Genomic DNA, 12,952 nt, shown 5'->3' on the forward strand with positions numbered 1-12,952 from the left:
CCAACTCATCGGGTCCAGGGCGCGCAGCGTCCTGGCGGATAGGGGGTCCGGGGGAAAGGCAGCGCCTTTCACCCGGGACGGCGCAACGCCGAACATAAAGCGCAGGCCTCAGGCCAGTTCCCGCTTCACGAAGCGGCCCGCCTGCATGATCGCCGGGATGCGGTTGCCCTGACCTTCGAGCAGGCTCCAGTCCTCCAGCGGGTTGCCTTCCACCACGAGGAGGTCGGCATCCGCCCCCGGCTCGATGATGCCGGCGCGGCCTTCCAGCCCGCAGACCTTCGCCGCGACGGTGGTGGCGGAACGCAGCACCTCGATGCCGGGCAGGACGCGGGAGCGGAGCTCGAACTCGCCGGACTGGTAGCCATGCATTTCGCCCAGCAGGTCGCTGCCATAGGCCATCTCCAGCCCGGCCTCGCGCATGATAGCGAGGGATTCGAGGCCGCCGCGCCGGACGGTCTCGATCTTCGCCACGCTGTCGGGGCCAAGGCCCCACTTCGCGCCCTCGGTGGCCAGAATCTCGTAGGTGATCAGCGTCGGCACGGCGTAGCAGCCGCGCTCCACCGCCAGCCGTGCCGTCTCGGGGCGGATCAGGTTGCAGTGTTCCAGCGAGCGCACGCCGCATTCCACGGCGCGGCGGATCGCCTCGTCCGTGTAGAGATGCGCCGAGACATAGGTGCCGGAATTCTCCGCCTCCTCCACCGCCGCCTTCAGCTCGTCGCGCGAGAACTGCAGCATGTGGATCGGGTCGGTGGGCGAGGCGACGCCGCCATTGGCCATCACCTTGATGAAGTCGGCGCCCTCGCGCAGCTCCTCGCGCGCCGCGCGGCGCACCGCATCGACGCCGTCCACCAGCCGCCCCATCGTACCGACGCGGCGCTCCGGCGGCGCGCGGTTGTCGGAACGGGCGCGGCCATCGCTGTGGCCGCCGGTCTGCGACAGCGCCTTGCCGCAGACGATCAGGCGCGGGCCGTCGAAAAGCCCCATCGCCTGCGCATCGGCCAGGCCACGATCGGCGCCCGCGAGGTCGCGCACGGTGGTGAAGCCGCGCATCAGCATGCCCCGCATCACCGCCGCCGCGCGGAAGGCGGCGAGGGAGGAAGGCTGCAGCGCATTGGCGGCGAGGTTGGCCATGGCCGCCACCACATGCACATGCGCGTCGATCAGCCCGGGCATCAGCACGCGGCCGCCGAGCGGGACGCGCGTCGCCGCCTCGCTCTGGATGGGCCGGTCGGATACCTCGCGGATCTCCTTGTCCTCGACCAGCACCTCGACGCCACCGCGCAGCCTTCCATCGCGTGGATCGAGGATCCAGCCGCCGGTGAACAGGAACAGGCTCATCGCGCGGTCTCCACGCCGAAGGGATCGTCCACCGAATGGCAGGGCCGGGTGAACCAGCGCGCCCCGCCTTCCGTCATGTAGGCGATGTCCTCCAGCCGGACGCCGAACTCGCCATAGAGGCACATCATCGGCTCGATGGAGAAGCACATGCCCACCTCCAGCGGCGTGCGGTTGCCGCGCACCATGAAGGAGGCCTCGTGCACGTCGAGCCCGATGCCGTGGCCCGTGCGGTGCGGCAGGCCGGGAGTCTTGTAGCCGGGGCCGAAGCCCGCAGCCTCGATCACGCCGCGCGCGCCGGCATCCACCGCCTCGCAGGGCGCGCCGAGCTTCGCCGCGGCGAAGCCGGCGAGCTGGGCGCGCTGCTCCAGCTCCCAGATCTCGCGCTGGCGCGGCGTGGGATCGCCGAAGACATAGGTGCGGGTGATGTCGGAGCGGTAGCCATGCAGGGTGCAGCCGGTATCGACCAGGACCATGTCGCCGTCCCGGAGCACCTGCTCGTAGGGCACGCCATGCGGATAGGCCGTGGCCTCGCCGAACTGCGCGGCGCCGCCCGCCGGCACGCCGCCCAGCCTGCGGTGCGCCGCGTCGAGGAAGGCCTTCACCTCCGCCGTGCCCACCCCCACGGAGAGCGCGCGCGCCGTGGCCTTGTGGACCTCCAGCGTGATGTCGTTGGCCGCCTGCATGATGGCGATCTCGGCCGGGGACTTCACCTGGCGGCAGGCCTCGGTGATCGTGGCCGCGCTGGTGAAGCCGAAGCTGTTTCCCGCGCGGCGCAGCCCGTCCACGGTGAAGAAGGGTGTCGCCGGATCGATGGCGATGGTGCCGCCCTCGTGCCCCATGCCGCGCACCGTCTCGATCACCAGCGCGGCCGGGTCCTCGTGCTCCTCCCAGACGCGCACATCGTCGCCGAAGCGCATGTATTCCCGCGTCTTCGGCTCCTCGAAGGCGGGGCTGAGATAGGCGATCCCGCCCTCGGCCGGGATGATGGCGCCGTGCAGCCGCTCAGTCAGCTTCAGGCCGATGCCGGTGAAGTAGGCGAGGTTCGTGGAGGTATCGAGGTAGAGCGCGCCGATCCCCTGTTCCCGCATCAGCGCCTGGGCCTTCGCCACCCGGGCCTTCAGCTCTTCGGTCGAGATCGGCGCGACCTGTTCCGCCATCGGCACCAGACGCGCCAGCTCCGCCTCGAAGCTCGATCCGCCCACACCCGCGACCATCCCGGACCCCTTTCCCAACCTTGCGCGCAGGACGCTAGGAGAAAGCATTCAGGGACGCCAGCGCCTCGCACGCGCCTGCGGAACGGGCCGGGCCCATGCTGCACCGCATGGCACAGTGATTGCTTTTGCCAGAGTTTCCACGAAGGCTTTGGCGTTGCTTCTTTCCGGCGGATGGGCTGCCATGCCGGAAGGCGCGACAGGGATACGGGTGCCACAAGCACAGGAATGAGGCGCGCGATGATGATCTTCTGCCTTGCACGGGTGCAGAGGCGAGACCCTTGAGCCAGACCGTTCCCGCATCGGACACAGGGCAGCTCCTGCAACGATGGCTGGTGGCCGCGCTGACGGCGGCCGGCCTCGCGCTGATCTTCGTGCCGCTCGTCCTCACCCTCTACCTGAGCGTCTTCGACGAGACTCTGATCACCTTCCCGCCGCGCGGCTACACGCTGCACTGGTACGCGCGGATCATCCCGGAGTTCGGCGGTCCGTTGCAGACCAGCCTGATGGTGGCGCTGGCCGCCGTGGCGATCAGCCTGCTGATCGGCGTGCCGGCGGGAATCGGCCTGTCGCGCTACAGCTTCCCCGGCCGCTCCCTGGTCTCCACCCTGCTGCTTGCGCCGCTCACCATGCCGGGCATCGCCATCGGCCTCGGCATCTATGTGCTGGCGATCCTGTTCGAGGAACGGACGCAGGTGGCGGTCAGCGGCTCGGTCTGGCTGATGGTCGCCGCCCATGTGCTGATCGCCCTGCCCTGGGTGGTGCGGCTCTGCCTCGCCTCGCTCGCCAACCACGACCGTTCGGCGGAGGAGGCGGCGGCCAGCCTGGGGGCGCGGCCCTTCCTGGTGGTCTGGCGCGTCACCCTGCCCGCCATGCGCAGCGGCATCGTCGCCGGCGCGCTCTTCGCCTTCATCGTGTCCTTCGAGAACCTGGAGATGACGCTGTTCCTGATCGCGCCCGGCATGACCACCCTGCCCATCTCCGTGCTGCAATACCTGCAATACCGGCTCGACCCGCTGGTGGCCGCCGTGGCGGTGGCGCAGGTGGTGCTGGTGGGCGTCGCGCTCGCCGTGCTCGACCGCCATGTGCGCCTGTCGCGGGTGGTCGCATGAGCCGGCTGACCCTCGACCGGCTGAGCAAGCACTACGGCCCCACCGTGGCGGTGGACGAGGTCAGCCTCGACATCCCGCAGGGGGAGATGGTGGTGCTGCTCGGCCCCTCCGGCTGCGGCAAGACCACGACGCTGCGCATGGTGGCGGGCTTCATCCGGGCCAGCGGCGGCGATGTGCGCGTGGACGGGCAGAGCATCCTGGCGCTGCCGCCGCACCGGCGGGAGATGGGCATCGTCTTCCAGAGCTACGCGCTCTTTCCGCACCTGACCGTGGCGCGCAACATCGCCTTCGGGCTGGAGATGCGCGGCGTGCCGGCGGCGGAGCGCAAGGCGCGGGTGGAGCGGATGCTCGGCCTCGCCCGGCTGGAGGAGCTGGCGGGCCGCCTGCCGCGCCAGCTTTCCGGCGGGCAGCAGCAGCGCGTGGCGCTGGCCCGGGCGCTGGCCATCCAGCCGCGCGTGCTGCTGCTGGACGAGCCGCTCTCCAACCTCGACGCCGCGCTGCGTGGCGATGTCGGGCGCGACATCCGCCTGCTGCAACGGGAGTCCAACCTCACCACCATCATGGTCACGCATGACCAGGACGAGGCCATGGCGATGGCCGACCGGCTGGTGGTGATGAAGGACGGCAAGGTGCAGCAGACGGGCACGCAGGAGGATCTCTACGAGCGTCCGGCCACTCCCTTCGTCGCCGGCTTCATCGGCCGTAGCAACATGCTGGAAGGCCGCCTCGGCGCCTCCGGCAGCGTGATGGAGGCGGAGGGCGCGGCGCTGCGCCTCGCCGGCCGCTATGCCGGTTCCGGCGCCTGCACCCTGGCCCTGCGGCCGGAGCGCCTGTCGATCCGCGAAGGCGGAGAGGGCGGCGCGGGCGAGGCGCGGGGCGTGGTGGAGCTGGCGAACTATCTCGGGCCGGTGCGGGAGCATCTGGTCCGCCTCGGCACCGGGGCGCGGGTCCTGGTGCGAGACCCCACCAGCCAGCCCGGGCGGCTCCATGCGGCGGGGACGGCCGTGACCCTGGGCTGGGACCACGCGGCCGAGCGCCTCTTCGATGCCAAGGGGGCGCCGCTGCCCTCGCAAATCCCAGAAACTGCCGAAACAAGGTGGAACGCGAATGCCTGACACGATCCTGACCCCCGGCCGCCGCCTCGTTCTGACCGGTGCCGCCGGCGCGCTGAGCCTGCCCTTCATCCGCCCCGCCCGCGCGGCGGAGCAGATGGTGATCGGCACCTGGGGCGGCGACTACGCCAACCTGCTGCGCGCCAATGTGGAGGAACCCCTGCTGGTGCCCAGGGGCATCACCGTGGTGCAGGATCTCGGCGACGAGGACCCGCGCATCGCCAAGCTCTACGCGCAGCGGCGCCTGCCGCGCGGCGCGGTGGACGTGGCCTGCGCCCAGGCCAACCGCGGCTACGAGGTCTCGGCCGCCGGCCTTGCCGAGCCGATCGACGAGAAGAAGGTGCCGAACCTCGCGCATGTGCTGCCGCATCTGCGCAACGACGCCTATGCGCCGCACATCTACAGCCCGCAGGTGCTGATCTATAACCCCGAGAAGGTCAGCAGCCCGCCCACCAGCTTCAAGGACCTGCTGGACCCGAAGTACAAGGGCCGCGTCGGGCTGGGGAACGGCAACTACTTCTACGTGATGATGGCGGCGGCGCAGGCCGCCACGGGCGACCTGAACAAGGTCGATACCGATGCCGCCCGCGACATGATGGGCAAGCTGAACGCCAACGGGCTGCGCCTCTATCCCTCGACTGATTCCATCGGCGCCGGTATCAAGTCGGGCGAGATCGATGTCGGCATCATCTGGCTGGCGCGCGTGATCATGTGGCAGAATGCCGGCATCCCGGTGAAGGCCTCCTTCCCCAGGGAGGGCAATATCCTCTACGTCTCCGGCATGCTCATCCCGAGGAACGCGCCGAACAAGGAGACGGCCTACAAGTACCTGAACGCGATGCTGGAGCCCTCCGCCCAGGCGGAATTCGCGGCGAAGATGGGCTACCTGCCGACGGTGGACAACTGCCCGCTGACCGGCAAGGTGGGCGAGCAGCTCGCCCTGCCCGCCGACGTGAAGATGCTGCCACCCGACTACAGCGTGCTGGGCAAGCTGCAGAGCGCGACCTCGGAGTGGTGGAAGAAGAACATCGCCGGAGCCTGAAGCGGACATGTCCGACACCGCGACCGCCGCGGCCCTGGCGCGCCCGGCCGCGTACCGGGACAGGGGGCAGGCCGCGCCGGCCTCCCTCTTCCTGGCGCCGGCCACGCTGCTCGTGCTGGTGATGCTGCTGCTGCCGCTGCTCCTGCTGCTGCGCTTCAGCCTCAACCGCTACGACCCGACCGAGCTGATGATCGAGATGGTCACGGCGGAGAACTACATCCGCTTCGTCTCGGACCCCTTCTACCTCGGCGTGCTGCGCACCACCCTGCTGGTCGCCGTCGCCTCCACCCTGCTCTGCCTGGTCCTCGGCATGCCCATCGCCTACCGGCTGGCACGCTCGCAGAGCCGGTGGAAGGGGCTGTTCATGCTGGCGCTGGTGCTGCCGCTCTTTGTCGGCAGCACGGTGCGGATGGTGGGCTGGATGATCCTTTTCGCCCATGGCGGGATCATCGACAACGTCTGGCGCGCCCTGACGGGGGAAGGGCTGGAGCTGATGTACACCTCCACCGCCGTGGTGCTGGGCATCGTCTCGATCAACCTGCCCTTCGTGGTGCTGACGATCCAGAGCGCGGTGGAGACCATCGACCCCCGCATCGAGGAAGCGGCGCAGAGCCTGGGCGCGGCGCCCGACCGCCGCTTCTGGCGCGTGGTCTGGCCGCTGGCCCTGCCCGGCACGGCGACGGCCTGCATCCTCTGCTTCATCCTGGCGATGAACGCCTATGCCACGCCCTTCCTGCTGGGCGGGCCGCGCTTCCAGATGATGGCGCCGATCCTGTACTGGGAATTCAGCACCAACAACAACTGGCCCTTCGCCTCGGCGCTCGCGCTGGTCCTGATGGCCACGACGCTGCTGCTCACCACCTTCGGCAGCCTGCTGATCCCCCGCCGCTACCGGATCTGACCGGAAGGCGGGGGACGATCCCCGCCTCCCTCCCCTGACGGAAACACGGAAGACAGGAGGACACCACATGCGCGGCATGGTCGTGGCACCGCAGCCCGAGGCGGTGGAGGCGGGGGTGGAGATCCTGCGCCAGGGCGGCAACGCGGTGGATGCCGCCATCGCCTGCGCCTTCAGCCAGGGCGTGGTGGACCCGCAGATGTGCGGCATCGGCGGCTTCGGCGCCATGCAGGTCTGCATGCCGAAGCGTGGCGAGCACAGCGTGCTGGAATTCTTCGCCCGCGCGCCGCTCGCCGCCACGCCGGGCATGTGGGCGGACCGCTTCGTCGGCCAGTCGCGCGACGGCTTCGTCTTCCTCCTCTCCGACCGGAGCAACGACATCGGCCCCGGCGCCATCGGCGCGCCGGGCAACGTGGCCGGCTACACCACCGCCCTGGCGCGCTTCGGCACCATGCCGCTGAAGGCGGTGATGGCCCCCGCCATCGCCCAGGCCCGGCACGGCGTGATGATCCGGCCCTATGTCCACCATTACTGGACCATCGACCATGGCAGCGACGGCCAGGTGAACATGGAGGACAAGCTCCGCTTCAGCGAAACCGGGCAGCGCGTCTATTTCCGCCCCGACGGGCGGCTGAAGCGGCCGGGCGAGATCCTCGACAACCCGGACATGGCGCGCAGCCTGGAACGGATCGCCGAGGGCGGCGCCGAGGTCTTCTACCGCGGCGACATGGCCCATGCGATGGCGGCCGACATGCAGGAGCGTGGCGGCCTGCTCGGCATGCAGGACTTCACGAGCTATCAGGTGCGGGAGAAGCAGGTGGTCTGGGGCGATTACCGTGGCCTGCGGGTCGCCACCAATCCGCCGCCCTCCGGCGGCGCCTCGCTGATCGGGCTGCTGCAGATCCTGGGGCATTTCGATCTGGGCGCGCTGGAACACGGCAGCCCGGAGCACCTGCGCCTGCTGGCCGAGGCGATGAAGTGGATGACCATCGACAAGGACGCCCATATGGGCGACCCGGATTTCGTCGATGTGCCGCTGGGGATGCTGTTGTCCCGCGACCATGCGGCGATGCTGGCGGACCGTATCCGCTCCGGCGCCCGCGCGCACGTGCCGCGGGCCGAGAAGGCGGCCGACCCGCCCGATACCACCGTGGCCTGCGTCATCGACGGCGATGGCAACGCCGTCGCCCTGACGCATACGCTGGGCAATCCCTCCGGCGTCATCACCGAGGGGCTGGGCTTCATGTACAATGGCTGCATGAGCGGCTTCGACCCGCGCCCGGGCCGCGCCGCCTCCATCGCGCCGGGCAAGAGCCGGGCCAGCGCCATGGCGCCGACCATCCTGTTCCGCGACGGCCAGCCGGAGATGGTGATCGCCGCGCCCGGCGGCACCTTCATCGTGCCGGCCATCGCCCAGGCGATCATGAACGTGGTGGATTTCGGCATGGGCATGGCCGAGGCGGTGGCGGCGCCGCGCATCGTGGCGCTGAGCGACACGATCGACGTCTGCAACCGCATTCCCCACGCCACCCAGGCGGCGCTGGAGGCCCTGGGCTACCCGGTCGCCCGCTCCTACCAGAGCCATGCCTTCGGGGCGCCGCACGGGCTGCTGATCCGCGACGGCCGGTGCAGCGGCGGCGCCGACCCGCAGCGGGACGGCATGGCCATGTCCGCCTGACACGGCCGCTGCCCGGGCCTCACCTCCGGCGTCGCGACGCCCCGGGGGTTCAGGCCCGCAGGTTCGTCGGATCGTGCAGGGTCATGCGGCCGGGGGGCAGGCCGTGCAGGGCGCGGAGGAGCTGGCTGGCGAGGCAGGCATCCTCCAGCGCCCCGTGCCGGTCGCTTTCCCGCGCGAGGCCCAGGGCGGCCGAGGCGGCGTCCAGCCCGGCGCGCTGGCCGGGGCGGTAGAGACGCCAGGCACGCAGGGTGCAGTATTCCCCCCGCCAGGGCCGGGCGAGGCCCAGCCGGTCGAATTCCCCGCCCAGCATGCGGCGGTCGAAGGCGAGGTTGTGCGCGCAGGCCGCGGCGCCCTCGAAGAAGGCCGAGACCTCCCCGGCATGGGCCTCGAAGGCCGGCTGGCGGGCCAGGAAGCGGTCGGTCAAGCCATGCACCCGGACCGCGCCCGGGTGGCAGCGGCGGCCCGGCGCGAAGACGAGGTGCAGCGTGGCCACCACGTCCAGGGCGGGATCAAGCCGGACCGCGCCAAGGGAAACGACCCGGTCGCCGATGGTGCAGCCGGTGGTCTCGGTATCGAAGACGACCACATCGCTCTGCAGGGAAAGCACGGGGTGCGACGGGGCGGGTTTCGTGGCGAGGTCCATCATCCCCGCCATCCTAGGACAGCCCGGCGCGCTCCGGTAAGGCCGGGAGCCGCCCGATCCGGCCCAACCGGCGGGCGTCCCGCCTGTTTCACAGGAAGCAGCAGGAGAGGAAGCGCACGGGAATGCACCAGGATATCCCGGAGGACTGGCTCCACCCGCCGGATCTGGCCCGCGCACGGCAGGTGCAGCGGGAGATGGCGGCGCGGGTGGTGCGGGAGGATGCCTTCGGCCCCGTCCAGCGGCTGGGCGGGGCGGATACCAGCCTGGACCGCTTCGATCCGGCGCAGAGGATCTTCGCGGCGCTGGTCACGCTCGATCCGGCCGGGGAGGGCACCGGGGTGGAAAGCCAGGCGGCGGTGCTGCGCGCGCCCATGCCCTATGTGCCGGGCTTCCTGGGCTTCCGCGAGGTGCCGGTGCTGGTGGAGGCCTGGCGGCGGCTGGAGCGGAAGCCCGATCTGGTGATGGTGGACGGGCACGGCGCCAGCCACCCCCGCGGGCTCGGCGTCGCCTGCCATCTCGGCGTGGCGCTGGACGTGCCCACGATCGGCGTGGCGAAGTCGCGCCTCTTCGGCCACCCGGACGGGGAGCTGGGGCCGGAGCCGGGCGACCGGGTCAACCTCGTCCATGAGGGGCAGGTGCTGGCCGTGGTGCTGCGGACACGCCGACGCTCCAACCCCGTCTATGTCTCCGTGGGGCACCGGATCTCGCTCGGCAGCGCGGTGGAATGGGTGCAGCGCGGGCTGCGCGGCTACCGCCTGCCGGAAGCGACACGGCAGGCCCACCTGGCGGCGAACGCGGCACGCCTCGCCCTGGGGATGCATGCGGAAAAGCCCGGACCGGCAACGGAGGGACGCGCCACTTGACCTTCGCCGGTCCCGTGTCATCTCCCGGCCAGCCATGAGCGCTCCCTCCCACAGACCCCGCCTCGCCGTGGTGCTGTTCAACCTCGGCGGGCCAGATTCGCCCGGGGCCATCAAGCCCTTCCTCGTCAACCTCTTCACCGACCCTGCCATCCTGCGCGTGCCCGCCTTCCTGCGCGGCGCGCTGGGGCGCTTCATCGCCGGGCGGCGGCTGAAGCCGGCCACGGAGAACTATGCCCTGCTGGGTGGCCGCTCGCCGCTGCTGGAGCTGACCCGGCAGCAGGCCGATGCGCTGGAGGCGGCGCTGTCCGGGGAGTTCGAGGCCCGCTGCTTCGTCGCCATGCGCTACTGGCACCCCTTCTCGGCGGAGACAGTGGCCGAGGTCGCGGCCTGGGAGCCGGACGAGGCCGTGCTGCTGCCGCTCTACCCCCAGTACAGCACCACCACGACCGGCAGCAGCCTGGACGACTGGCAGGCCGCCTGCGCCGCCGCCGGGCTGCGGGTGCCGGCCACGGCGCTGTGCTGCTGGCATTCCGACCCGGGTTTCGCCGCCAGCACCGCCGCCATCCTGCGCCGGGCCTGGGAGGCGGCGCGGGAGGCCCTGGCGCCGGACGTGCCGCTGCGGATCCTCTTCTCGGCCCATGGCCTGCCGGAAAGCATCGTGAAGCGGGGCGATCCCTACCAGTGGCAGGTGGAGCGCAGCGTCGAGGCGGTGATGGCCCGGCTCGGCCTGCCGGGCGCGGAGCACCGGGTCTGCTACCAGTCCCGCGCCACGCCGCAGACATGGATCGGCCCTTCCACCGAGGAGGCGATCGGGCAGGCGGCCAGGGACCGCGTGGCGGTGCTGGTCTGCCCCATCGCCTTCGTCTCGGAACATTCCGAGACCCTGGTGGAGCTCGACATGGAATACCGCGACCTCGCGGACAAGGAGGGCGTGCCCGGCTACTTCCGGGTGCCGGCCCAGAACGCCGATCCGGACTTCATCGCCGCCCTGGCGGGGCTGGTGCGGCAGGCGCGGGATTCGGGGCGCCGGCTCTGCTCCTGGGCGGGCGGGCGGCAATGTCCCAAGGCCCAGTCCGACTGTCCGCATGCCCGGGCCGCCCAGGCTTCCCTCACGGGAAGCCACGGCGGGCGGCGCGAGACCGTGCCGGCCCGGCGGGCGCGCGGGGCGGGCATCGACCGGCCGGCCCGTGTCCAGTAGGCATCGGGGAACGGCGGCAAGACGGAGCGAGGCATGAGGGGTTTCAAGGCGGTCCTGTTCGACTGCGACGGCGTCCTGGCCGACAGCGAGCACCTGGTGGACCGGGTGCTGGCGGAGGACCTGACGGCGCGTGGATGGGCGTTGACGCCGGAGGAATCGGGCGCCGTCTTCCTCGGCATGGCGCTGCCGGACATGGCGCCGGTGGTGAAGGCGAAGCTCGGCCATCTGCCGCCGGACTGGACGGAGCAGCTCAAGCGTAAGGTGACGGAAACCATGGCGCGGGAGGTGCCACCCGTGCCGGGGGCCGAGGCCCTGCTGCAACGGCTGCGCCGCTCCCCCCTGCCCCTCGCCCTGGCCTCCAACTCCTCCCGGCTCGAACTCTCCGCCAAGCTCGGCCGGCTGGGCTTCGCGCCGTATTTCGGCGACCGGATCTTCTCCTTCGAGGATGTGGCGCGTCCCAAGCCGCATCCGGACATCTACCTCGCCGCGGCGGCGGCCTGCGGCGCGGCGCCGGGGGACTGCGCGGTGGTCGAGGACAGCCCGACCGGTGCCCGTGCCGGGGTGGCAGCGGGCTGCCGGGTTCTGGGCTTCTGCCGCAGGACGGAGCCGGAGGCGCTGCGCGCCGTGGGCGTTTCCGCCCTGTTCGGGGATCTGTCGGAACTGCCCGGCCTGCTCGGGCTGGACGAGGAGGCGGCGTGATGGGGAGCTTCCTGGACCTGGGCCTGCTCTATCCCTGGACCAAGGCGCTGCACCTGATCTCGGTCTTCGCCTGGATGGCCGGCATGTTCTACCTGCCGCGCCTCTACGTGTATCACAGCGAGACCGCGCCGGGCTCGCCGATGAGCGAGACCTTCAAGGTGATGGAGCGTCGCCTGCTGCGCGGCATCATCAACCCGGCGATGATCGCCGCCTGGATCTTCGGCCTGACCCTGGTGATGACCCCGGGCGTCGTGGACTGGAGCGCGGGCTGGTGGCACGGGAAGATGTTCGGCTTCCTGGCCATGACCGTCCTGCACGGCTACCTCGCCACCCAGCGCAAGCACTTCCTGGCCGATGAGCGCCGCCATTCGGCGACCTTCTGGCGGGTGGTCAACGAGGTGCCGACGCTCCTGCTGGTGCTGATCGTGATCATGGTGATCGTGAAGCCCTTCTGACCCCGGCGGCGGCCATGGCGGCCGGCTTTGCCTGGCCCGCATGAAGTCGCGGGAATGTGATGACGCGTTTTACCGCCGCCACGGCGCAAGGGGCGAAGGCGCGCAAGACCCCAGCCACGTTCCTGTGGGAACAGGGGGCGCAACCGCGCGGTTTATATTGCGGAATGCCGCGCGTCCGAGCCTCGGTTGCCGTGCACAGGGGCCGTGCGCGGCAAAAATGCCACAGTTGGCCATGACGGTTGTGGCCGATCTGCCGCAACTCCATGATACCCAGGCAGCCAGATCGCTGGCACGGATTCGCATCCGGCCTCGGCGATGAAGATGGAGACATGCCAATGGCCCAACGCCATGTGACGATCCTTGCTCTTGCGCTGGCAGCGGGGGTCGCTCCGATCGCCGTTCAGGCGCAGACCACCCTGACGCCGAGCGAGGCCACCCCCCGCGACAACAGCGGCGCCGGTTCCACGGCGCGCGAGCTGAAGCCGGAAGGGAACCTGCCGACCAGCCAGGCTACCTTCGGCGCGACCCCCCGCGACAACAGCCGCGTCGGTTCCGAACCGCGCGAGCTGCGCCCGCTGACGAGCCAGCCGAGCAGCCAGGCCACGCCGGGCTCGACCCCGCGCGACACGAGCAGCGTCGGCTCCGAGGCCCGCGGCGGCCCCTGTCTCTTGATCACATCTACGCACAGCTCCACCGTAAGGCG

13 protein-coding genes are annotated in these 12,952 nt (G+C 70.9%); 10 read left to right on the plus strand and 3 right to left on the minus strand.

The annotated features are described in order from the left end of the window. Nucleotides 1–108: 108 nt before the first annotated feature. Together ROTAS13_RS10125 and ROTAS13_RS10130 are read right to left on the minus strand one after the other, a co-directional pair. Nucleotides 109–1,338, minus strand: a complete 1,230-nt coding sequence (locus ROTAS13_RS10125) for an amidohydrolase family protein (protein WP_019462400.1) — start codon at nt 1,336–1,338, stop codon at nt 109–111. After that, nucleotides 1,335–2,552, minus strand: coding sequence for a Xaa-Pro peptidase family protein (locus ROTAS13_RS10130; protein WP_027297217.1), 1,218 nt, complete (start codon nt 2,550–2,552; stop codon nt 1,335–1,337). The genes ROTAS13_RS10125 and ROTAS13_RS10130 overlap by 4 nt, the downstream gene beginning before the upstream one ends. A 278-nt stretch (nt 2,553–2,830) precedes the next feature. Here ROTAS13_RS10130 and ROTAS13_RS10135 point away from each other — a divergent pair, with 278 nt between their 5' ends. From ROTAS13_RS10135 to ggt, 5 genes are all read left to right on the plus strand, one after another. Continuing rightward, the gene (locus ROTAS13_RS10135) at nt 2,831–3,661 is read left to right on the plus strand and encodes an ABC transporter permease (RefSeq protein WP_026033432.1); all 831 of its coding nucleotides are present in this window, start codon (nt 2,831–2,833) and stop codon (nt 3,659–3,661) included. Next, on the plus strand, nt 3,658–4,776 hold the full coding sequence (locus ROTAS13_RS10140; protein ID WP_075822254.1) for an ABC transporter ATP-binding protein: 1,119 nt from the start codon (nt 3,658–3,660) through the stop codon (nt 4,774–4,776). The genes ROTAS13_RS10135 and ROTAS13_RS10140 overlap by 4 nt, the downstream gene beginning before the upstream one ends. Next, a complete protein-coding gene (locus ROTAS13_RS10145; RefSeq protein WP_075822255.1) occupies nt 4,769–5,815 on the plus strand; it encodes a PotD/PotF family extracellular solute-binding protein in 1,047 nt (348 codons plus the stop codon). The genes ROTAS13_RS10140 and ROTAS13_RS10145 overlap by 8 nt, the downstream gene beginning before the upstream one ends. A 7-nt stretch (nt 5,816–5,822) precedes the next feature. Continuing rightward, nucleotides 5,823–6,716 (plus strand): ABC transporter permease, encoded by an 894-nt coding sequence (locus ROTAS13_RS10150; protein WP_019462405.1) that lies wholly within the window; start codon nt 5,823–5,825, stop codon nt 6,714–6,716. A 67-nt stretch (nt 6,717–6,783) separates the two neighbouring features. Then, a complete protein-coding gene (ggt, locus tag ROTAS13_RS10155) occupies nt 6,784–8,391 on the plus strand; it encodes a gamma-glutamyltransferase (RefSeq protein ID WP_075822256.1) in 1,608 nt (535 codons plus the stop codon). A 49-nt stretch (nt 8,392–8,440) separates the two neighbouring features. Here the strand turns inward: ggt and ROTAS13_RS10160 are convergent, their stop codons facing one another. After that, a complete protein-coding gene (locus tag ROTAS13_RS10160; protein ID WP_019462407.1) occupies nt 8,441–9,037 on the minus strand; it encodes a 3'-5' exonuclease in 597 nt (198 codons plus the stop codon). A 119-nt stretch (nt 9,038–9,156) separates the two neighbouring features. Between ROTAS13_RS10160 and nfi the strand changes: the two genes are divergently transcribed. The 5 genes from nfi to ROTAS13_RS26220 form a co-directional block, all read left to right on the plus strand. Beyond that, nucleotides 9,157–9,897 (plus strand): deoxyribonuclease V, encoded by a 741-nt coding sequence (gene nfi / locus ROTAS13_RS10165; RefSeq protein WP_075822257.1) that lies wholly within the window; start codon nt 9,157–9,159, stop codon nt 9,895–9,897. A 34-nt stretch (nt 9,898–9,931) separates the two neighbouring features. Further along, the gene (gene hemH / locus ROTAS13_RS10170; RefSeq protein WP_083755469.1) at nt 9,932–11,095 is read left to right on the plus strand and encodes a ferrochelatase; all 1,164 of its coding nucleotides are present in this window, start codon (nt 9,932–9,934) and stop codon (nt 11,093–11,095) included. Between the two features lie 33 nt (nt 11,096–11,128). Beyond that, a complete protein-coding gene (locus ROTAS13_RS10175) occupies nt 11,129–11,794 on the plus strand; it encodes an HAD family phosphatase (protein WP_075822259.1) in 666 nt (221 codons plus the stop codon). Beyond that, a complete protein-coding gene (gene hemJ, locus ROTAS13_RS10180; RefSeq protein ID WP_019462411.1) occupies nt 11,794–12,249 on the plus strand; it encodes a protoporphyrinogen oxidase HemJ in 456 nt (151 codons plus the stop codon). The genes ROTAS13_RS10175 and hemJ overlap by 1 nt, the downstream gene beginning before the upstream one ends. Nucleotides 12,250–12,584: 335 nt before the next feature. Then, a partial coding sequence (locus ROTAS13_RS26220) for a hypothetical protein (RefSeq protein WP_139323310.1) occupies nt 12,585–12,952 on the plus strand: 368 nt, incomplete at its 3' end.

The organism is Roseomonas sp. TAS13 (genome assembly GCF_001950415.1).
Taxonomy (GTDB): Bacteria; Pseudomonadota; Alphaproteobacteria; order Acetobacterales; family Acetobacteraceae; genus Roseomonas; species Roseomonas mucosa.